Annotated in this window: 19 protein-coding genes and 1 pseudogene; 10 read left to right on the top strand and 10 right to left on the bottom strand. The window is 32.0% G+C overall.

From position 1 onward, the window contains the following. Positions 1-3: 3 nt before the first annotated feature. From QZ260_RS02520 to QZ260_RS02475, 10 genes are all read left to right on the top strand, one after another. Positions 4-1,563, top strand: a complete 1,560-nt coding sequence (locus QZ260_RS02520; RefSeq protein ID WP_295982369.1) for a DEAD/DEAH box helicase family protein — start codon at positions 4-6, stop codon at positions 1,561-1,563. 217 nt (positions 1,564-1,780) lie between these two features. After that, complete coding sequence (locus QZ260_RS02515) at positions 1,781-2,005, top strand: hypothetical protein (protein ID WP_295982368.1); 225 nt, start codon at positions 1,781-1,783, stop codon at positions 2,003-2,005. 473 nt (positions 2,006-2,478) lie between these two features. Continuing rightward, complete coding sequence (locus tag QZ260_RS02510; protein ID WP_295982365.1) at positions 2,479-2,931, top strand: cold shock domain-containing protein; 453 nt, start codon at positions 2,479-2,481, stop codon at positions 2,929-2,931. Between the two features lie 50 nt (positions 2,932-2,981). Next, positions 2,982-3,896, top strand: a complete 915-nt coding sequence (locus QZ260_RS02505) for an EamA family transporter (protein ID WP_295982363.1) — start codon at positions 2,982-2,984, stop codon at positions 3,894-3,896. Between the two features lie 518 nt (positions 3,897-4,414). Next, a complete protein-coding gene (locus QZ260_RS02500; RefSeq protein WP_295982362.1) occupies positions 4,415-5,419 on the top strand; it encodes a glycosyltransferase family 9 protein in 1,005 nt (334 codons plus the stop codon). A gap of 243 nt (positions 5,420-5,662) precedes the next feature. Then, positions 5,663-6,277: a hypothetical protein gene (locus QZ260_RS02495; RefSeq protein WP_295982361.1), complete on the top strand. Its 615-nt coding sequence runs from the start codon at positions 5,663-5,665 to the stop codon at positions 6,275-6,277. Between the two features lie 203 nt (positions 6,278-6,480). Next, positions 6,481-6,672 (top strand): cold-shock protein, encoded by a 192-nt coding sequence (locus QZ260_RS02490; RefSeq protein ID WP_203253448.1) that lies wholly within the window; start codon positions 6,481-6,483, stop codon positions 6,670-6,672. 239 nt (positions 6,673-6,911) lie between these two features. Beyond that, the gene (locus tag QZ260_RS02485) at positions 6,912-7,361 is read left to right on the top strand and encodes a KTSC domain-containing protein (protein WP_295982356.1); all 450 of its coding nucleotides are present in this window, start codon (positions 6,912-6,914) and stop codon (positions 7,359-7,361) included. Positions 7,362-7,477: 116 nt separating this feature from the next. Next, positions 7,478-8,818: a DEAD/DEAH box helicase gene (locus QZ260_RS02480; protein ID WP_295982354.1), complete on the top strand. Its 1,341-nt coding sequence runs from the start codon at positions 7,478-7,480 to the stop codon at positions 8,816-8,818. Positions 8,819-8,823: 5 nt separating this feature from the next. Next, the gene (locus tag QZ260_RS02475; RefSeq protein WP_295982353.1) at positions 8,824-10,137 is read left to right on the top strand and encodes a DEAD/DEAH box helicase; all 1,314 of its coding nucleotides are present in this window, start codon (positions 8,824-8,826) and stop codon (positions 10,135-10,137) included. Between the two features lie 194 nt (positions 10,138-10,331). Here QZ260_RS02475 and QZ260_RS02470 read toward each other — a convergent pair whose 3' ends face one another. The 10 genes and pseudogenes from QZ260_RS02470 to QZ260_RS02425 form a co-directional block, all read right to left on the bottom strand. Continuing rightward, positions 10,332-11,231, bottom strand: a complete 900-nt coding sequence (locus QZ260_RS02470) for a DMT family transporter (protein WP_295982351.1) — start codon at positions 11,229-11,231, stop codon at positions 10,332-10,334. A gap of 235 nt (positions 11,232-11,466) precedes the next feature. Further along, on the bottom strand, positions 11,467-12,207 hold the full coding sequence (locus tag QZ260_RS02465; protein WP_295982347.1) for an acyl-CoA desaturase: 741 nt from the start codon (positions 12,205-12,207) through the stop codon (positions 11,467-11,469). 69 nt (positions 12,208-12,276) lie between these two features. Continuing rightward, on the bottom strand, positions 12,277-12,846 hold the full coding sequence (locus QZ260_RS02460) for a Crp/Fnr family transcriptional regulator (RefSeq protein WP_295982344.1): 570 nt from the start codon (positions 12,844-12,846) through the stop codon (positions 12,277-12,279). Between the two features lie 72 nt (positions 12,847-12,918). Further along, positions 12,919-13,671 carry a slipin family protein gene (locus tag QZ260_RS02455; RefSeq protein ID WP_295982343.1) on the bottom strand — a complete coding sequence of 251 codons (753 nt, stop codon included), beginning with the start codon at positions 13,669-13,671 and terminating at the stop codon, positions 12,919-12,921. Between the two features lie 423 nt (positions 13,672-14,094). Beyond that, a complete protein-coding gene (locus QZ260_RS02450) occupies positions 14,095-14,589 on the bottom strand; it encodes a hypothetical protein (protein WP_295982340.1) in 495 nt (164 codons plus the stop codon). 73 nt (positions 14,590-14,662) lie between these two features. Continuing rightward, positions 14,663-14,941, bottom strand: coding sequence for a prolyl oligopeptidase family serine peptidase (locus QZ260_RS02445; protein WP_295982337.1), 279 nt, complete (start codon positions 14,939-14,941; stop codon positions 14,663-14,665). Positions 14,942-15,034: 93 nt separating this feature from the next. Continuing rightward, a complete protein-coding gene (locus QZ260_RS02440; RefSeq protein ID WP_295982334.1) occupies positions 15,035-17,236 on the bottom strand; it encodes an amino acid permease in 2,202 nt (733 codons plus the stop codon). Positions 17,237-17,396: 160 nt separating this feature from the next. Then, positions 17,397-19,892: a heavy metal translocating P-type ATPase gene (locus tag QZ260_RS02435; protein ID WP_295982332.1), complete on the bottom strand. Its 2,496-nt coding sequence runs from the start codon at positions 19,890-19,892 to the stop codon at positions 17,397-17,399. Further along, positions 19,892-20,056: pseudogene (locus tag QZ260_RS02430) on the bottom strand (TolC family protein); the annotation flags it as partial. The gene QZ260_RS02435 and the pseudogene QZ260_RS02430, both read right to left, overlap by 1 nt. 302 nt (positions 20,057-20,358) lie before the next feature. Next, on the bottom strand, positions 20,359-21,003 hold the full coding sequence (locus QZ260_RS02425) for a thiamine phosphate synthase (RefSeq protein WP_295982331.1): 645 nt from the start codon (positions 21,001-21,003) through the stop codon (positions 20,359-20,361). Positions 21,004-21,089 lie beyond the last annotated feature (86 nt).

Below are 21,089 nucleotides of genomic sequence, written 5' to 3'. Positions count from 1 at the left end.
AGTATGGAGATTACAAAAGCTCAATTAGAATTAGAGGAAAGAAAAGAAGGTAAAGATTTATATAGTTATCAAAAAGGTGCTATTGATAAAATTTTTACAGCTTTCGAAGAATCTCCTGAGGATTATCACTTGCTGTATCAGTTACCAACAGGTGGTGGTAAAACAGTGATTTTTTCTGAAATAGTAAGGCAGTATTTAAAGCACCATAAAAAGAAAGTGTTAGTGATGACGCACCGTATAGAATTATGTAAGCAAACCTCTAATATGCTTACAGAATTTGGTGTTAACAATAAAGTTGTAGATAGTAAAGCAGATTTAAGTGATCAATCAGAATACAGCTGTTTCGTAGCGATGGTTGAGACGTTAAATAACAGATTGAATGATGATAAGCTTGATATTTCGGATATTGGATTAGTAATTATTGATGAAGCACACTACAACTCATTTACAAAATTATTCAAGTTTTTTAGTAAATCATTCATTTTAGGTGTTACCGCAACGCCATTAAGTTCGAGTATTGAATTGCCAATGACTGACAATTATGATGAATTAATTGTTGGTGAGAGTATAGAGTCCCTTATAGATAATGGCTTCTTAGCCCGAGCAGAAATGTTTACGTATAATGTTGGATTAACCTCATTAGTAGTTGGTGCTAACGGCGATTATACTGTTAAATCATCTGAAGACTTGTATACGGATAATGATATGCTATCCAAGTTGTTACAAGCATACGAAGAACGTGCAAAAGGAAAGAAGACTTTAATTTTTAATAATGGTATTAATACCTCTTTACATGTTTATGATACGTTTAGAAGAGCTGGTTATCCTGTAGCACATTTGGATAATACCAATTCAAAAAAGGAACGTGCCATGATCCTAAAATGGTTCAAGAAAACACCAGATGCCATTTTAAGTTCGGTGAGTATTTTAACAACTGGTTTTGATGAACCTACTGTTGATAGTATTATTCTTAATAGGGCAACGAAGTCTTTAACACTTTATTACCAAATGATTGGTCGTGGGTCTCGTATCTTAAAAGATAAGAGAACATTTTCGGTTATTGATTTAGGTAATAATTTCCACAGATTTGGACCTTGGGGCGATGGTTTAGATTGGCAGCGTATTTTTAAATCTCCAACATACTATCTAGATGCCATTTTAAGTGATGAAGATTTAGAAAGCAATTTTAGATATGAAATGCCAGATGCTTTACGTGCAGAGTTTTCAAAATCTGAAGATGTACATTTTGATATTCAAAAAACTTATGTTGATTCTATAAGAGCAGGAGAATCTTCAAAAGTAGTTTTAGAGCGTTCTATAGAGCAACATGCTAAAATTTGTATAGAAAACAGTGAAGATGTTTATGATGCATTAGGATTGGCAAAACAACTTGGTGACGATGTGGATTTTAGAATACAACGTTACAGTAAATGTATAAGTAAAAGTACCTACAATTTTGTAGAGTGGCTTAAGGGCGATTACAAAAAGAAACTTAATTCTTATTTGCGCTCAAACTTTGATGTCGTTTTTGAAAGTATTCATGGTTATCCACCTGAAGATTAGCGACTTTCGAATTAACTGTTGTGCTTACAAGCGCTAGTGAGCCAAGTTTAAATGGTTATTTTGGTTGACATTGTAAAAAAATCAGCTAACTTCGTTCTACGCTCATTATAAAAACACTTAACCGTTTCAAATCTAATTAATCTCTGTATTATTAAAATGAATCCTGATTTGGATGTAATCCAGACTTATCTGGTTTCAGCTCGAATATATAACTATTATGAAATTAAACTTATTGTCTTGTGATGCTCTTAAACCAGATAGAAGAGCAATAGCCAAATGTATTGTAGAGGTTTCATCTAACATTAATGAATCTTTGTCGAATGAACTTACAGACATACTGTTAGAAGGAGATGCTGTAGATATAGAAATTGAAGATAAAAACTCTGGTTCTGCTTTAAGAGCTTTGCGAAAATTAAATATTGATTACGAAATTGTAGAATGAACCAGCTTAGTATCCAGGTTTTTTTCTATTATCTCAAAATCGTACTTACTAAAAACTTTAACAACTTCATTAGTAAGAAAAAAAATCTAAGTTGTAACTCATTATGACATAACTATAATTATTTGATTTTTTTTAAATTTCATTAACAAACCACCAAACGAACCTTCACTTTTGATCATAAACACAGAATTCTAGATTTGCTTAAGGGAATGGATGGCACATTTGAGAACGCCTAAGATAGGAAGAAGCGAATAGTAAAATATTTATATTCCTGAGTCCGATAATTTAACATACAAACCAACGAATATCACCTGACCCTTTTTTATGGAGACTTCCAAATAACAGCCTATCTTTTTTTAAGGCGTTTTTGGAACACAGATACTATTAATACTGTGAATATTATAGCATCATAAATATTAGATGTATCTTTACATCGTATTAATTCAAAAAAACCCAGTAGGAGTATTTAAACTATGGCAAAATCGCAAGTCACATTTAACAAAATTGAAAAAGAGAAAAAACGCTTAAAAAAGAGAGAGGAAAAGCAAAAAAAGAAAGATGCTCGTAGAGCTGAAGCTAAAGAAAACCCACAGGGAATTCAGTTTGCTTATGTAGATTTTAACGGTAATCTAACCGATACACCACCTGATCCAGCAATGCGCGAAAAAGTTGAGGCTGAAAGCATTGAACTTGGAATTCCGAAGAAAGAAGATAGAGAAGAGGAGGAGCCAGTAAACAAAGAAGGAAAAGTATCGTTCTTTGACCATTCTAAAGGTTTTGGCTTTATTATAGATAGTATAAATCAAGAAAAATATTTTGTACATGTTAGCGGAACCCTTGAAGATATTGAGGAAAACGATAAAGTAACTTACGAATTAGAGCGTGGGCAAAAAGGCATGAACGCTGTTAGAGTAAAGAAAATATAATATTTATACTGGTATTTTAATCCAGTAATTTATAATTCAAAAGGCTAATTATGAGCGTATCGCGTAAAACGGTTCTAATCATATTAGCCTTTTTTGCTATTTATATTATTTGGGGATCTACCTATTTATTGAATAAAATATCTGTTTCACAATTACCCCCATTTTTCCTGGCTTCTGTTAGATTCCTTATTGCTAGTATGATCATTTTTATTATAGCAAAATCATTAGGTATTAGTCTTTCCATTTCTAAAAAACAATTATTAAATACCACAATTGCGGGATTCCTGTTTTTAACCATGGGTAACGGACTTGCTGTTTTGGCCTTAAAATATTTAGATAGTGGTTTTGCTGCTTTAGAAATTTCTGCACAACCTTTAGTAATTCTCATAATGATGCGTGTATTTCAAGGTAAACCTATTAAACTCATGTCTTATATTGGTGTAGTTTTGGGTTTTATAGGCATCTTTCTTTTGGTGAGTCAGAAAGAAATCATCAACAAAGAAGGCCAAATATTAGGAATGATTTTAATTTTTGTTTGTATGTTAAGTTGGGCTTATGCTAGTATTTTTGTAGGAAAAGCAGATTTACCTAAAAACTCTTTTGTGAATACAGGTTACCAAATGCTTACGGGAGGCATTATGCTTGGTATTATTAGTTTGGTATTAAATGAATCTTGGTCGTTACCAACTACATGGCATCCAGAAGTTCAATGGGCTATGATAGGACTAATTGTTTTTGGAAGTATTATTGCCTTTACATCGTTTAACTATCTTTTAAAAGAGGTGTCTCCAGAAAAAGTAGCGACTTCAACTTATGTTAATCCAATCATTGCATTAATTTTAGGTTGGTGGGTTTTAAATGAGCATATCTCGCTTCAATCTATAATTGCGGCAGTTGTTTTACTTACGGGTGTTTATTTTATAAATACAAAACGTGTATTAAAACCAAGAGCTATTGGACGTTAAGCGGACAATAAAATTTATGCTTATTAGTACTATTCATTTGCTTTTATGAACGCTATAGTTTAACTATTAAGATATTTAAGTGCGTTTCAAACTGTATTTTTTAAATCTATAAGCTCCTTATTTTACACATTTTTAAACACCAAAAAGTTATTAGTCTTAAGAGAGATTGGCTGGTGTTACTTCTATAATATTATTTTTTATGTCTACCGGATATTGGCCCATAGGTACTTTATTTTCATTGCGTTATATAGCTCATCTAAAGTGCTTAGAAGTTATATTTACATCATTGTTAGGCGTTTTACTTTTAGTAAAATATATACTGTATTCAGTTGATTAGGTATTGCTTTGATTATATGCGGATTAATTTTAACACCTTGTATAAAGGTAAAACCGAAACTCTAATTTTCAATTTACTTTAATCAAGATTATTTTTATAATTTGTAATTTTGCGCCGATTTAATAGAATATAAAATTTAATGAAATTTAAAAGCCGTATTAATATAATAAGAAGGAATATCATGCGTAGCATTACCAAAAATATTGGTAGTTCCTACTCTGAACCTAAAAAGGGTGAAATTAAAATTTCAGATATAAAAAAAGTATTAATTATAAGACCAAATCACCGATTAGGAAATCAACTGCTATTAACACCTCTAGTACAAGAGGTTATACATATGTTTCCTGATTGTGAAATTGATTTATTTGTAAAAGGAGGTGTAGCGCATCCCGTTTTTGAAAACTATAAAGAAATCAATACCATTATAAAATTACCTAGAAAGCCTTTTGATAATGTATATAAGTATTCTAAAAGTTGGATTTCTGTAAAAAGCAAAACATATGACTTAGTTATAAATGCTGATAGAAACTCTTCTTCGGGGAAGTTGCTAACGCAATTAGCCAAGGCAAAAATTAAAGTTTTTGGAGAGGTTGATGAAACCATTAAAGATCAATACGAAGATCATGAGCATATTTCCAAATATCCAATTTATAATTTAAGACACTATTTCTCGAAACTAGGCTTTGAGAATGATACTAGTGAAATGCCTCTTTTAGATATTAAATTAAGTGAAGAAGAAATTTCTAAAGGAAAAGACATATTAAAAGACATTGTTAAAAATAACAAGAATACCATTTGCATATACACCAATGCTACTGGTAATAAATGCTATTCTGAAACATGGTGGGAAATGGTTTATTCAAGGTTGCTAAAGGAATACCCGGATTATAACATCATTGAAATGCTCCCTATAGAGAATATTTCTAAAATCAATTTCAAGGCTCCAAATTTCTATAGTCAAGATATCCGAGAAATGGGTGCAATTATTAACAACACTAACATTTTTATTTCTGCGGATAATGGTGTTATGCATTTAGCCAGTGCCTCTCTAATACCTATTGTTGGATTTTTCTCTAGAACTAAAAAAAACACTTATGGGCCTTATGGAAATGGTAGTGTAGCACTTGATACTAATGAAACTAATATTGAAGATTGGTTTACTGAAATTAATAGAATTTTAAAATAAGCTTTTAAAAAGTATTAAGTTAATTCTATTGATAGTTGATATAAGTTATATCAATTTTGCGTTTCTTTTACTTTTAATTATTTCTAAAACAAAGATTAAGAGTTTACAATCATTTTGTATATTTTTCTTTTAAATGATTTGCGTTTCATCTATTCATCGTGAAATTTTATAGTTCAATCGATTTTTTTGTTTAAACGGGTGTGTATTGAATTAATTTTGAGAAGATTAATAAAACATCCCCAAATGAAAAATCTAATTACCCTACTAAGTTTTGTTTGTTTATTCATTAGTTTTAATTTACTTCAAGCACAAGAAGCTAATGACATTCCTGAAAATTTCAAAAAACGGAGTCCTATTTATGATTACTCTGAAAGTCAATTGAACAATATAGATACTATTCCAGATTTTAAATCTAAGTCGCAAAAGTTAAAAATAACAGGCACCATCTATGAAAGTGATGGAAAAACCCCAGCTAAAAATGTTATGTTATTTATTCATCATACAGATGAAAGCGGAAATTTCGAATTAAAAAGACAAAACAAAAAGCGCTATGTTCACCATAGAGGCTGGATAAAGACTGATGATGATGGTAAATACACCTTTTACACATTTGTTCCAGGTAAATATATATTAGGTAACGAGTTAACTCAAATTTTACCAATTATCAAAGAGCCGAATAAGCCAGAGTATAAAATTGAAACTTTTCTTTTTGACGATGATCCTCTTTTAACAGGGAAATGTCGTACCAAAGTTGAACAAACTAACCCTAATCGAATTCTTAAGCTTAATAAAAAAGAAGGCTTATTCGAAGCTAAAAGAGATATTGTACTGGGTAAGGAGGAAACTTCTACATATTAGTTTTTTAATATAATGTATTGCTATTGTTTTAATTGCAAACAATCTACCAATTGGAAATTTTACAGAAAAGATATGTTTAATAGTAGTTAACCACAACAACTAGGTTTATAATAAATTAAAAATATGTTAATTAATGTGTGGTATTTCAAAAAATGGCACCATCTTTGTAATTCAATAAGTATTATAAATTAAATTACATTACAATGAGTAAAGGAACAGTAAAATTTTTCAATGACGCTAAAGGATTTGGATTTATCACAGAAGAAGGCGTAGAAAAAGATCACTTTGTACACATTTCAGGATTAGTAGACGAAATTCGCGAAGGCGACCAAGTTGAATTTGATCTTCAAGAAGGTAACAAAGGATTAAATGCAGTGAACGTAAAAGTTATCTAATACATATACTTTAAAGTTTTACAGAAGCCCATCTACTTAGATGGGCTTTTTTTGTGACCTGTACTAATTTCTAATGGATCATGTTTAGTTAGCGTTGTTTACCGAAGTAGTAGCAGTATATTAAGACATCCAACATACTTAATAATTAGGTCAATTTCCACGACAATAAAAAACACTGTATTTACGCTAAGTAGTTCAGAATAAAGATGTAGTTTCGCGGCTTGTAAAAAAAGGAGTCTATGAAACGTATAAGTCAATATAAGAAGCTATTTGGTATAGAAAAAGAGATTGATCTTAAGATACTTAAAAAACGTTACCGTAATTTAGCAAAAGAATGGCATCCAGATAAGTTTCAAGAAGACGATGCTAAGCTAGAAGAAGCTGAAGTAAATAGCCGTAAAATCATTGATGGGTATCACTTTTTGGTGAGTATTGCTCCTGAAACTATAGCAGCAAACTTAGATGTCTATACTGAAACAATAACAAATTCTGGAATAGCAGATTACGTTCACAAGGGTTTATTATTAGAAATTACTTTTTTAGATGGCACCACTTACGAGTATTTTGGAGTTACGAAGACCATATATATAAAGATGATTAATTCTAATAAATTGAATCGCTACGCTAAACGCGCCATTTATCCTAACTTCATTTATAGGAAATCAAAGCGCACGCTGCAAGAGGCTTAAGAAACTGGTATTATCTTATTGCTCTTTATCATCATCATATTTTTAAAGTGAATTAGCGCACTAATTTAGAAGGTTCTAGGATGTCGTATAGTTATCTTTGCTTAAAAATTTATGGTATGACAAAATCATTTTCTGATTTAGGAATTAATGAACAGCTAAACCAAGGCTTAGCCGATTTACAAATTTCTGTTCCAACAGATATTCAAAAAAAAACAATTCCCGTTGTACTTAATCAAAAAGAAGATCTTGTTGCTTTAGCAAAAACCGGAACAGGTAAAACAGCCGCCTTTGGATTGCCTTTGTTACAGTTAATCAATACTGAAGACACTAACGTACAAGTTGTAATATTGGCGCCTACAAGAGAATTAGGGCATCAAATTCATGCCAACTTAATATCTTTTGCTTCTCAAAGCCCTGCAATTTCAATTGCTGCCGTATGCGGAGGGATTCCTATAAAACCTCAAATGGAACGTCTAAAAACTGCTACTCAAATTGTAGTGGCAACTCCAGGACGTTTAGTCGATTTAATAAAACGAGGCGCTATAAACATTAGAAACATAAAGTATTTAGTGTTGGATGAAGCCGATGAAATGGTGAGTGCTTTAAAAATCGACTTAGATCTTATTATCAAAGACATTCCGAAATCGAGAAGAACGTTATTGTTTACGGCTACCATGCCTGGTGCCATAAAGCAATTGGTTCAAAATTACATGTCAAAACATGTTATTCAGATAGAGGCAGATATGTCTACCGTTGGGCATCAGGGAATCGATCATCAATATGTGGTTGTAGAACCTATTGAAAAACTAGAAGTTTTGCTTCATTTCTTAAATACTAAAGAAGGAGAAAGAGGTATTATCTTTTGTAAAACCAAAGCGGCGGTTAATAAATTAGCAAAAAAATTGGCCATTAATAAATTTTCATCTGGAGCTATTCATGGGAGCTTATCTCAAGGTATTCGTGACCGTATTATGGGACAATTTAGAGAAGGCTACATCGATATTTTGGTGGCTACCGATTTAGCTGCACGTGGTATTGATGTTAAAGAAATATCGTATGTGGTTAATTATCATTTACCAGATACTTACGATGCCTATGTACATAGAAGTGGACGTACCGCAAGAGCAGGAGCAAATGGGTTTTCGTTAAGTATTATACAAAAGGAAGAGATTGAAGATATTCCTGAATTTGAAAATGAATTAGGCATTACTTTTAATGAATTGAAAAAAGCAGATGCACAGAGCATTGATGAAAACAATGGCTTAATATGGGCTAAAAAAATATTTAAAACCAAGCCTAATCGAGAGGTATCAGAAGATTTTAAAGCTAAAGTAAAAACGATATTTCATCATTTAACAAAAGAGGAGTTAGTAGATAAAATATTAGCAAATTACTTAGCGCAATCTGGTATGACGAATCCAAAACGAGAGGATTCTAAAAAGCATAAAAAGAAATAGTCATTATGGCAAATAGTATTAAAAATCAACAGGATATTTTAACAAAATTAAATATTCATACCTTGAATCCCATGCAAGAGGAAGCTGTTTCTGTAATTGAAACAACAACAAATACAGTTATATTATCTCCAACGGGAACAGGAAAAACATTGGCTTTTTCGTTGCCATTATTAAAAGTCTTAAACCCTGATTCTAAAGAGGTTCAAGCATTAATACTAGTGCCATCAAGAGAGTTAGCTATTCAAATAGAACAAGTCATTCGGTCTATGGGTTCTGGATATAAAGTAAATGCGGTCTATGGCGGTAGACCTATGTCTAAAGACAAAATTGAAATTAAACATAATCCAGCTATTTTAATAGGAACTCCAGGTAGAATATTAGACCATTTTGATAGTGACAGGTTTTCTAAAACAAGTATAAAGACGCTCATATTAGATGAGTTTGATAAGTCTTTAGAAGATGGTTTTGAGGAAGAAATGAAAGGGATTATCACTCAATTACCTAGTGTAAATAAGCGTATACTAACGTCTGCCACTCAAGCAGTTAAGGTTCCGGGTTTTGTAAGGTTAGATAAACCAACTATTGTTAACTATTTAAAAGAAAAAAAGGGATCAAAATTAGCTATTAAAACAGTGGTTTCTCCAGACAAAAACAAATTAAAAACGTTGTTGCAATTGGTACAGCATATTGGTAATGAACCTGGAATTATTTTCTGTAATTTAAGAGATAGTATTAATGAAGTCAGTCGTTTTTTAAAGCGAAATAAAATTAGTCATGCTTGTTTTTCTGGGGGCATGGAACAAAAGGACAGAGAACGGGCTTTAATTAAATTTAGAAACGGCACGAGTCAAATCTTAATTGCAACCGATTTGGCAGCTAGAGGTATTGATATTCCAGAAATGAACTATATTATTCATTATGAATTACCTCGACATGAAGAAGAATTTATTCATAGAAACGGCAGAACAGCTAGAGTCAATGCAAAAGGAACCGCTTATGTATTGAAATGGGAAAGCCAATTATTGCCGGAATTTATTCAAAATGTTAAAGGGATAAATATTTCTAAGAAAGCACCACATAAACCACAATTTTGGGAAACCATATTTATTTCTGGCGGACGAAAAGATAAGATTTCTAAAGGCGATATCGCTGGATTATTTTTTAAACAAGGCGGTATTAATAAAGATCAATTAGGAACTATTGAACTAAAGCCTGATTGTGCATTTGTTGCCATTCCGCTTACCATGGCTGATGAATTGGTTGAAAAATTAAACAATACCAGATTGAAAAAGAAAAAAGTAAGGGTTACGATTTTATAATTTATAACCCAAAATAATCTTAACCAAGATATATAATCTTGCAGCGTCATAATCAAAAAATTATTAGCTGATATGAATTAGATTTTTAAATTACAAGAAGCACATGGGGGTAATGCTTTTTTGCGGCGGACCATTTTCTAGACACAATTGTGATGTAAGTGAAGAATTAGTTTCGCTTTTTGTTTCTAAATAATTTAAGAATACAAAATCAAAAAGACACCGCACATAATACCTATTAACGGTACTAATTTTTTGCGTTTGTTTTGTTCTTTAAAAATCAATCCACCAATAACAACCGCTATAATAATCTGGCTACGTTTTATAGCAGAAAGTAACATAATTAAAGCTTCTGGGTCTTGTAATGCTCTAAAATAAAAATAATCAGCTAATATTAATAATATACCGACCAATGGTATTGACCAACGCCATTTAAACGCTTCTCTCTTTTTAGCATAAGGAAACCAAGTTATTGTTAAAATAACCAATAGAATAAGTATTGTATAAAAGCAAAACCAAAATTGCAGTGTTTGTGGGTTTAAGGTTAAATTTTGAATTAAAAACTTATCGTACAAACCACTAGATGCACCTAAAAAAGTAGCACCAATAATAGCATATACCCATTTATTTCTTTTAAAATGAATACCTTCTTTTTTTCCAATTCTGGAATATAATAACACCGAAAAAATAATTAAAAAAAAACCAATCCATTGCCAAAAGTTAGGCTTTTCTTGATAAATAGTAATAGCGCCAATAAACGTAAAAAAAGGACCTGCAGAGCGTATAGGCGTAACAATAGTAATAGGTAAATGTTTTAAAGCTTGATATGCCAATAACCAAGAGCCAGCCATCATAGCAGATTTTATTAAAATAAAACCATGAATGCCGCATGGTATATCAGTAATATAAAGTTGTATTTCAGACATATATTCTGGATACAATAAGGATCCAATATAAAGAGGGAGAATTAATAAAAAGCCTGATGAAATGGTACCTAAAAGCACAGGAAAAACTTCATTTCCTTGTACAGCGTGTTTTTTACATAAGCTGTGTAAGCCTAAAAATAAGGCTGATAAAAGTCCGAGATACATCCACATAATGCGCGCGAAGATACTTGATTTTTTAATGGATAATAAAACTAATAATGTGTGCTAAAAGTTTTATAAATTGTGCTTTTATTAAAATCTATTCGTATTAGTGAACACTGTTAATATTCAGAAGTTTAAAAATAACATTATTAGGAATTTTCCTTTTAAAAAAAATGAAATTCTGATAACCAACGTATCCATTGCCCAAGCAGTAACTCTTTCGCAAGTATGTATCTAATAGATATTAATCCTTGATTTTAATGGGTTTCAACTTAATAACACCAAAAGCATTCAATAGTTTTATAATCATATAGGTCATATCAATCTCATACCATTTCACACCAAAATTAGGGCTACTAGCATGCTTATGATGATTATTATGATACCCTTCACCCATCATTAAGAAATCAAAACGGAACAGGTTTTTACTTGTATTTTTCATCTTAAAATTCACATAACCATAAATATGGCCAAACCAGTTAATAATCACACCATGAATAGGCGCCATTAAAAAAGTTATTGGCAATAATAACCATTGCCACCAAGTCGTCGCAAAGATTGCAAAGAATAGAATGTAAAGCGAAATCCAAAGCAATCTCGAAAAGCGAGAACCTGCAAATTTATCAAAACCTTTCCATTGCGGCACGTTTTTGGTAAAACGCGAATCAATTTCAATACGTTGTTTATTAATATCTTGATAAGTTGTTTTTGTTTTCCACATCATGGCAAACATATTAGCATCATGAGATGGCGAATGTGGATCCTTTTCAGTATCTGTATAGGCATGGTGCATTCGGTGCATAATCCCATAACCATAAGCGCTTAAATAACTTGAGCCTTGAAAAATCCAAGTCAAAATAAAAGTAATACGCTCCATGGTTTTCGACATGGTAAAAACCTGATGCGCTGCATAGCGATGCAGAAAGAAAGACTGAAAAAATAAGCCACCATACCACAGCACTAAAACGAAAATTATAATAGTCATAAATATTTTTTCGCAAAGGTAGGTGCAGGATATGTAACAAACAATGAACCCAAATCAATAAATTACATGTTACAAACGCTTTCTAATCCTGCTTAAGGCTTGTGCAGTGATACCAATATAAGAGCTGATGTATTTCAAAGGAATTACCTTTAAGAGCTCTGGACGCTCTTTAAACAATTTCATGTAGCGTTTCTCTGCTGTAAGATTCAATAAGTTTTGTTCGCGCTTAGATTTTAACAAAAAGAGACGTTCTGCCGTTAATCTGCCAATAAGATTTCCAATTTGGGTATTGTTATAAACATCTTGCAAATCATCATAAGTAATACTTAATAGGGTGGTTTCTGTTAGCGCCTGTAATTGATATGCTGACGGTTTCTGTGTTAAAAAGGAGTCATAAGCACTAATAAATTGGTCTTTAAAACTAAAACCAAAAGTGATTTCTTTTTCCGGATTTTCTTTAGGAATAAATAAACGTACAACACCAGATTCAATAAAAGAGATATGGTCTTCTATGTCATTGATTTTTAAAAATATCGTTTTCTTAGGGATGATACGAGGCTGTAATTTCGACGTAAAAAATTCCCAATCTGAGTTCGATATGGTTGCTATTTGATCTAAGTAAGCTTTTATCTGTTGCAAATCTGTTAACCCTTGTTATTAAGTTCACAAAGATAAGGATTCACATAACTTTATAAATTAATTATTCAAACGTTATTTACCCTTTTTAGATTTCTTTCTTTTAACGGACAACACTTCTTCTGGGAAAGGGAAGAGTATCGTTGAATTTTTTTCTGCTGCAATATTCGACAACGTTTGATACAGACGCAATTTTATGGCCGATGGAGACTGATCTATCAGTTTCCCCGCCTCAAGTAACTTACCAGCAGCTTGCTCTTCTGCCAATGCCAAAATAATTTGAGCTCTACGAGAGCGTTCAGCTTCTGCTTGGTTTGCCATCATACGGCGCATGTTTTCGGGTAGCTGAATATCTTTTATCTTTACATCGCTAATTTCAATACCCCAATCTTGGGTTTCTTTTTCAACAATATCTTTAATGTTCTTACCCATTTCTTCACGTTTGGATAGGATGGTGTCCAATTCCACTTTACCACAAACATCTCTAAGTGCTGCCTGTGCCAATTGGGTAATTGCAAATTTATATTCTTCAACTTCTAAAACTGCTTTTTCAGGATTAACAATCTTAAAAAACACAACGCCATCTATACTACAGGGCACGTTGTCTTCTGTCATCACTTCCTGTGAATCAATGTTGAATGTTATAACTCTAATGTCTACAATTTGGATGGTTTCAATAAAAGGAATAATCCATCGAAACCCTGGTTGCAAGGTTTTTATATATTTTCCAAATCTAAATTTAATGGCTCTTTTGTATTCAAAAACGATTCGAATACCAAGAACTAAGAATACCGCGATAATAATAGCGAAAATGCCAAACTGGGTCATGATAAAATGTATTAAAGGTTATCTATCTGTACGTATATGGAAAGACAATGAACTTAATAAATACTATTATTTATTTGGTCTTTGCCTTATTAAAACTAAATCGCAAATTGCGCTTATTGAGTTCAATTAAACGATGACTATGGCTCATCCTAAAGTTACGATATTTTTGGGTAAAAACTATGTTTTGAATGCCAAATATTGCTTATTATGAGCACCTTACAATAATCATCTGCAAAAAGTGAAGCACACTCTAGATCTTCGGATTTATATATTTAAGGCGTTAATTATCAAAATCTGATAAGTATATATTTAATAATTCTTCCATAAAAAAAACGCCTTTTTACAAGAGTTTGCTGCGTTTATCCTATAATTATTCACCATTGCTAATTACATTGCAGACAACGTTGTTTAGAGTCCTGAAGCTTACTCTGAGATTATATGTTCTATGATGTTACCTTCTTCTAGTATGATGTCATAAATATAACCATGGCCAAAATCTTTATTTAAAATTATATTGCCTTCAAAAGTCACTATATCTCCAATATTTACAGAATCTTGAGTGGTTACCGTTAAACTTTTTTTACCTTCAAACTCAGTTCCATCACTAATATGAATCCAATTTCTGTCCATAATACCATAATTTATTTTCGTTACTTTCCCCTTAACGATAATGCTATTTTTTGAAAATAATTCTTTCTTCGAAAATAGTTCTTCTAAAGATATTCCATTTTCTGGTTTTATAATGGTAAAGGTTTCAACGACTGTAGTATCAGATTGTAAATTTGGATTCAATTGGTTAGTAGCTGGTGTTGTTTTTGTTTGCTCATTTTCTGTGGATATATATCTTTTGTTATCCTTACAACAAAACAATATTGATGCGCTAAAAAGTAGGGTTAATAATTTAATTTGATTTTTCATTTTTATAATTTAAGTTTAAAGTAAATGTAGCGAGCTTTATATAATTTTTTTATGACAATTGTCATTTGAAGTTTTAATCAAGAACGCGTTTCCAAAACACACCCATAATCACTCTAACGTTTAACGATTTGCCTCCACGTCCATTTACACCATATAATTGCATTGGAAATGACATCATATCGAACATTTTGTTATGCTTTATGAGTTTATTCGCCAATCGTTCAAAACTCTGATAGTGTGCATTATCATCTGCCGTTCCATGTATAATCATTAGAATACTTTTTAAATTTATCGCATTACTAATAGGTGATCCTGTTGTATAATTCTCCTTATAATCTTCTAATAACCCCATATATTGCTATTGATAAATCACTAAATTATTGGTTTAAAAAATAATAGGAGCAGAGAAGCGTAATAACATATAATTTATAAGTAAGAAATAATACTATGCGTCTTTAATAAAATCTAAATCAAGAATGTTAAAATTATTTGCAGCCTTAACTAATAAGGTTGAGCCTATCGTTTCAAATAAATCATTGGTTTTAAGTACAAATTCTGCTTGTTTTTCAATCTTATAATTAGGAATACCAATTATGGTTAAATCTGTAAATTCAGAATGTTGCTTTATTAAGCTATAAAAAGGTTGCTGTTCCACTGCATTATTGATAATTTTTATTTCAACATTTACCCTTAAGTCTTCAACAAGTTCTGAAATTTTAGAATGTACAACATCAATATCCACATTGTTATTATTTATAAATAAAACTCTGATTTTGGTGTCGTTCCATCTTGGAGAAGCAATTATAAATCGTGCAATATTAAGCATCATTTCAGCATTCTTACTGTCTGTTTCACGCCACCAAAAATCTACTGTGTGATAATTACCAAATTTTGTTTTTTTATCAAAATCGAGATACAATAAATTATAATCCAAATGCAATAGAGTTTGAGTCATTTGGGAATATTCCACAGAATTCTCTAATCCTTTAGGCCAACCCATCATTATGGTATTGGGTTCTACGCCCGAAAACCCAAAAGTGGTGGCTATATTTGTTATGCCATTATAGATATTATCAACTTTTATTTGTCGTGCAAAAATACCAAGATGGTTAAAGGTGTTATCCCTCACTATTTGTTCGGTTTTTTTAAAGGGCTTATAATTATCCTTTCCCACAATAAGTTTAAAATTAGTAACAATCCCCGTCCGCCCAGAAACGGTTTTACATAGTTCTAACAAATAATATTGATGTTCACTTTGTCCGCTGAACAGAATAATATTTGGATTCCAATTGGTGTTTTTATCAATTTGGGCATCAATTTTTTTTAATCCTTTGTTCACCACATTCTCCCAAACACTTCGCCATACATCATTGGATTGTAACTTCACTTCTTTGCGCTGCAATCCGAAATATAACAAGGCTACAATAGAAAAAGCACCAATCATGGCCATCATATCCAACTTAAACATGACTGCAAAACAGGCTATAAAACCAAGTAGACCTATCCACCGTTTAATTTTGAATGTGGGTTGAAAATCTGGATTTGCCCAACTTTCTAGAAAATAAGAAATGTTGATAAAGCCATAAGCTGTTAGGTAAAACATGGAAACTACACGGGCAATAACATCTAATTCCCCAATTAAAATACCAGCTTCTGCAATAATAAAAACCATAAACAAGGCATTTACAGGTTCGTTATTGACTCCTTTTCCTTTACTAAATATTTTCGGTGTTACCTTATCAATAGACATGGCTTGTAAAATTCTGGGGCCTCCTAAAAGACCTCCTAAAGCCGAAGATAAAGTAGCTCCCCAAATACCCGCTACAACGGCCGGCGTAAAGAGCGCCATTTTCATTAAAAAGTTATAATCTGTTTTTAATACTTCGGAGTTAACATTAAATGCAATAAAAATTGCAAGTCCAAGATAAATGACTAAACCAACACCAATAGCCGATAAAGTTCCTAAAGGAATAGATTTTTTTGAATTTTTTAAATCTCCACTCATAGCAATACCCGCAGTAAAACCGGTAACAGCTGGGAAAAATACGGCAAATACAACTTCTAAAGGGACAGAGCCTTCATCAGAAAATAAATGTACCGTTTCGGGTGTATATTCAGAGGTTCCCAAAAAAATAGAAATCAATGAAATAACAATTGCGGCAAGAATGAAAAATTGTGCTTTAAGTGCCGCCGAGGTACTTATCAATGCTAAAACCGTAAGAGCTACTAATGCAAGGGTTCCTGTTAATCTAATATCATTAATTGACATGCCAAAACCCAAATAACCATTAAGACTTTCAGCAAACCCAACCAAATATAAGGCAATAGAAAAAGCGGTTCCAACATATAAAGCAATGCCAATAGAACCTCCAAAAGGGATGCCCATACTTCGTGATAATACATAATAAATACCACCAGCTCCAATTTTTTTATCAGATGCCACGGATGATATGCTTAAACCTGTAGTAACAGCAATAACGTGTGCAATAATGATAATTATGATAGTACCAAATAAGCCAGCGTTACCAACAACCCAACCTAAGCGCATATACATTATTACACCTAAGATGGTTAATATTGATGGTGTAAAAACGCCTTCGAATGTTCTAAATTTCTTTGTTTTGGTCATTAGTTTTGTCTTTTTCATGAATGTTCAAGAAACAACAAGTGAATATAGCTAATCTTTTTAATGTATTTGCCATGACTACGCTCTGTTTCATTGTTAGAAGAACCTCCAAAAAGAAACCAACCCAAAAGTTGACCAACAACTAATATTTCTTAGTAATCTAAATATTTTTTCATTTTTATTATATTTTGATATTTCGCAATCTTAATGCATTGGCTATTACGGATACTGAACTAAAACTCATGGCTAATGCCGCGATCATTGGCGAGAGTAATAATCCAAAAACCGGATATAAAACACCAGCGGCAATTGGAACACCCACCACATTATAAACAAACGCAAAAAATAGATTTTGTTTTATATTTTTAACCACACCATGACTTAATTTTTTAGCTTTTACAATCCCTCGTAAATCTCCTTTTACTAAAGTTATTGTTGCACTCTCAATAGCTACATCTGTGCCAGTTCCCATGGCGATACCAACGTCGGATTGTGCTAATGCAGGTGCATCATTAATTCCATCGCCTGCCATCGCAACAATTTTGCCTTGTTGTTGAAGTGTTTTTATTTCGTTGAGTTTATCTTCGGGAAGACATTCAGCTTTATAGTGTTTTAGATTTAATTGTTCTGCTACGGCTTTGGCTGTATTCTTATTATCTCCAGTTAACATAATGACCTCAACACCATTATTTTGTAGTTCTTTAATAGCCTTTTCACTTGTTTTTTTAATAGCATCAAAAATAGAAACATAACCTACCGCTTCATTTTCTTCTGTTATGTATGATACTGTTTTTCCTTGTTGTTGTTCAGCCTTTACTTCTTTTGCTAAAGTTTCAGTTATGACAATAGAGAATTGTTCTAATAGTTTGGCATTTCCTAAAGCTACTTTTTTATCACCGACTGTACCACTAACGCCTTTACCTGTAATGGCTTCAAAATCGTTTACTTTACTAATTGATACTTTTTTTGATTTACCATAGTTCACGATTGCTTCGGCTAAAGGATGCTCACTATATTGGTTCAAGGATGTTATGTAATGTACTAACTTAGTTTCTTCCTCAGCATTAGTTGCTATTACCTTTTCAACTGATGGCTTTCCTTCTGTAATCGTTCCTGTTTTATCTACAATTAGTATATCCACGGTATTCATTTTCTCTAATGCTTCTGCATTTTTAATTAAAACACCAGATTGTGCGCCTCTTCCAACGCCAACCATCACTGACATTGGTGTCGCTAAACCTAAGGCGCAAGGACAAGCAATAATTAATACCGCAATTGCATTTATAAAGGCATAAACATAAGCTGGTTCGGGACCGAAATTTACCCAAACAGTAAACGTTATTAGCGAGACTAGTAATACTATAGGAACGAAGTATTTAGAAATTCTATCCGCCAATTTTTGAATTGGTGCCTTTGAACGACTTGCTGTATTTACCATCTGAATGATTTGAGAAAGTAAAGTTTCTGAACCTACTTTTTCAGCTTTCATTATAAATGATTTTGTACCGTTAATTGTTCCAGAACTTATTTTATCACCAACATTTTTATCTACAGGAATAGGCTCACCAGTGATCATGGACTCATCAATACTGCTGTACCCCTCTACAACATGGCCATCAACGGGTATTTTCTCTCCAGGTTTTACACGTAATAAATTACCTTGTTTAATTTTATCAATAGCTATTATTCTATCGCCACCATCTGCAACCAAGGTCGCAGTTGAAGGCACTAATTTTAATAATTCCTTTATGGCGCCACTAGTTTGACTATGCGCCTTGGCTTCTAATAATTGGCCTAATAACACTAATGTAAGAATGACAGTAGCAGCCTCAAAATACACAAATACGTTACCATCAGATGTTTTAAAATCTTGAGGAAACACCTCAGGAAACAACATGGCGAAAACACTAAATAGCCACGCTATACCAGAACCAATTCCAATAAGCGTAAACATATTTAGATTCATTGTTTTAATAGAAGTCCAGGCACGTTTAAAAAACATCGAAGTGGCATAAAAAACCACTGGAAAAGACAATACAAATTGAATCCAATTCCATTGCTTTTGATCCAAAATAGCATACAACGGATTTTTATCTAACATTTCGGACATTGCTATTAGAAATATCGGCAGCGTAAAGGCGACTGCAATCCCAAATTTTTTTAATAGCTTTTTATAAGTTTTATCTTCTTCTGAAATATCTGTTTCCAATAGAACTAAATCCATGCCGCAAATGGGACACGAACTTGGTTCATCATTCATAATTTCTGGATGTATTGGACAAGTGAACAGCGCGCTTTTCGAGGTTAAACTAATTTCTTCAACCAAGTCCATTCCGCATACCGGACAATCGCCTAATTTGTCATAGATTTTGTCGCCTTCGCAATGCATTGGACAATAAAACACCCCTGTACTTTTCCCTATTGGTTGTTCTTTTTTTTCTGCTTTAGAATGTTGATGATCTTCTACTGAATTATGAATGCTATATCTATCACCCTCACTTTTTAAGGCTTTTTGAAAACTTTTTAATGGAATATGTGATTCCATTTCAATTATGGCTTCTGCCTTTTCTAAATCAACCTTAGCTTTTGAAACTCCCTCCACTTTTGAAAGTATTTCTTCCACATGGCTGCGACACCCGTTACAATTCATTCCATGTATATAATAGATGTGTGTCATTATTTCTGAGTTAGATAATTAATAATTGTGGTTTGCACATAATAGGTTTTCACAGATTTTATCTGGTTCATTTGAGACTTCAATTGCAATTATTGAATCTATAATTCATCCTTAAAATCAACCGTTTCTGTTTCATAGCTTTTAATGAGAATTTCTTCTATATCATATAACAGTTTCCACTAAAGTATCTCAATAAAAATAAATGATAACTGTAAAAGACATTTTTTCATGGAATACTTCCTTCATATCTATGTATAAAGTTATAAGTTTTGGGCATCTTTTTTATAATATCTTGTTAATTTAACTATGTGAGACACTAATTTATTAGCAAAATTTAAGGTATACTGAGTTAAATAGAGTAGGAGTACGTCTAACGTTTTATTCTTAAATATGCTTATATCTTCTAAGAATATTAAAATGGTTTTAATTTTTTAATTTATTGTGAAATTCTAAAATAGTGCCTACTTTATTTGAATGTATGTCGCTGCTCTTCTGTTGAGGATGCTTTTAGTAATTGGTTAAATATTTTTATAGAATCAAAATTTCTGGTAATTTCTCCAGATACAGTAATTCCAGAAACACCAGTCTCTAATACATTTGTAACATCTTTTATGGTCATGCCTCCCGCACCAATAATTGGCGTTTCGGTTTTTAAATTTTCTATAATTGCAGTATAGCCGTTTAGACCTAAAGGTGGATTTAAATTATCTTTGGTTATTTCAACTCTAAATGGCCCTAAAGTTATATAATCAACTTCTTTATCAAGTAATATTTCACAGTCTTGTAACGTATTTGCTGTTCCTCCAATCATTTGCCAAGTGTATAAATGCTTTCTCGCTATAGTAGGGCAGACGTCTGATTTTTCTAAATGCACACCATCAGCTTTAATGGCTTTTGCTATTTTATAATGATCGTTAATAATTAACCGGGTTTGAAAATGAGATGTGATTTCTCTGGCTGATGTGGATAACTTTAAAAATTTTTTTTCTGAAATATTTTTTAAACGTAATTGCACTAATTCTATACCAGATGTACATGCTTTTTGGATATTTTCTAGATGCTCTTTTGGAGAATTTCCTTGAGATATATAATGCAGTTTAGGTATAATCATGTCTTATTCTTATTAGCTATACACTTTGAATTTTTAAAGGCGTTTACTAAGTTTTTTCTAATAAAAGATTGCCCGTCAAAGTTGAT

The organism is uncultured Algibacter sp., assembly GCF_905480415.1.
Lineage (GTDB): Bacteria > Bacteroidota > Bacteroidia > Flavobacteriales > Flavobacteriaceae > Algibacter_B.
This window is presented reverse-complemented; position numbering and strand designations above follow the sequence as displayed.

Bases quoted from the DNA above. Each gene is read 5' to 3' on its own strand.
- QZ260_RS02495 (WP_295982361.1), top strand. From the start codon at position 5,663: ATGAAAAATCTAATTACCCTACTAAGTTTTGTTTGTTTATTCATTAGT.
- QZ260_RS02515 (WP_295982368.1), top strand. From the start codon at position 1,781: ATGAAATTAAACTTATTGTCTTGTGATGCTCTTAAACCAGATAGAAGA.
- QZ260_RS02455 (WP_295982343.1), bottom strand. From the start codon at position 13,671: ATGACCCAGTTTGGCATTTTCGCTATTATTATCGCGGTATTCTTAGTT.
- QZ260_RS02450 (WP_295982340.1), bottom strand. From the start codon at position 14,589: ATGAAAAATCAAATTAAATTATTAACCCTACTTTTTAGCGCATCAATA.
- QZ260_RS02510 (WP_295982365.1), top strand. From the start codon at position 2,479: ATGGCAAAATCGCAAGTCACATTTAACAAAATTGAAAAAGAGAAAAAA.
- QZ260_RS02520 (WP_295982369.1), top strand. From the start codon at position 4: ATGGAGATTACAAAAGCTCAATTAGAATTAGAGGAAAGAAAAGAAGGT.
- QZ260_RS02445 (WP_295982337.1), bottom strand. From the start codon at position 14,941: ATGGGGTTATTAGAAGATTATAAGGAGAATTATACAACAGGATCACCT.
- QZ260_RS02505 (WP_295982363.1), top strand. From the start codon at position 2,982: ATGAGCGTATCGCGTAAAACGGTTCTAATCATATTAGCCTTTTTTGCT.
- QZ260_RS02475 (WP_295982353.1), top strand. From the start codon at position 8,824: ATGGCAAATAGTATTAAAAATCAACAGGATATTTTAACAAAATTAAAT.
- QZ260_RS02485 (WP_295982356.1), top strand. From the start codon at position 6,912: ATGAAACGTATAAGTCAATATAAGAAGCTATTTGGTATAGAAAAAGAG.
- QZ260_RS02440 (WP_295982334.1), bottom strand. From the start codon at position 17,236: ATGAAAAAGACAAAACTAATGACCAAAACAAAGAAATTTAGAACATTC.
- QZ260_RS02425 (WP_295982331.1), bottom strand. From the start codon at position 21,003: ATGATTATACCTAAACTGCATTATATATCTCAAGGAAATTCTCCAAAA.
- QZ260_RS02435 (WP_295982332.1), bottom strand. From the start codon at position 19,892: ATGACACACATCTATTATATACATGGAATGAATTGTAACGGGTGTCGC.
- QZ260_RS02490 (WP_203253448.1), top strand. From the start codon at position 6,481: ATGAGTAAAGGAACAGTAAAATTTTTCAATGACGCTAAAGGATTTGGA.
- QZ260_RS02470 (WP_295982351.1), bottom strand. From the start codon at position 11,231: ATGTGGATGTATCTCGGACTTTTATCAGCCTTATTTTTAGGCTTACAC.
- QZ260_RS02465 (WP_295982347.1), bottom strand. From the start codon at position 12,207: ATGACTATTATAATTTTCGTTTTAGTGCTGTGGTATGGTGGCTTATTT.
- QZ260_RS02480 (WP_295982354.1), top strand. From the start codon at position 7,478: ATGACAAAATCATTTTCTGATTTAGGAATTAATGAACAGCTAAACCAA.
- QZ260_RS02500 (WP_295982362.1), top strand. From the start codon at position 4,415: ATGCGTAGCATTACCAAAAATATTGGTAGTTCCTACTCTGAACCTAAA.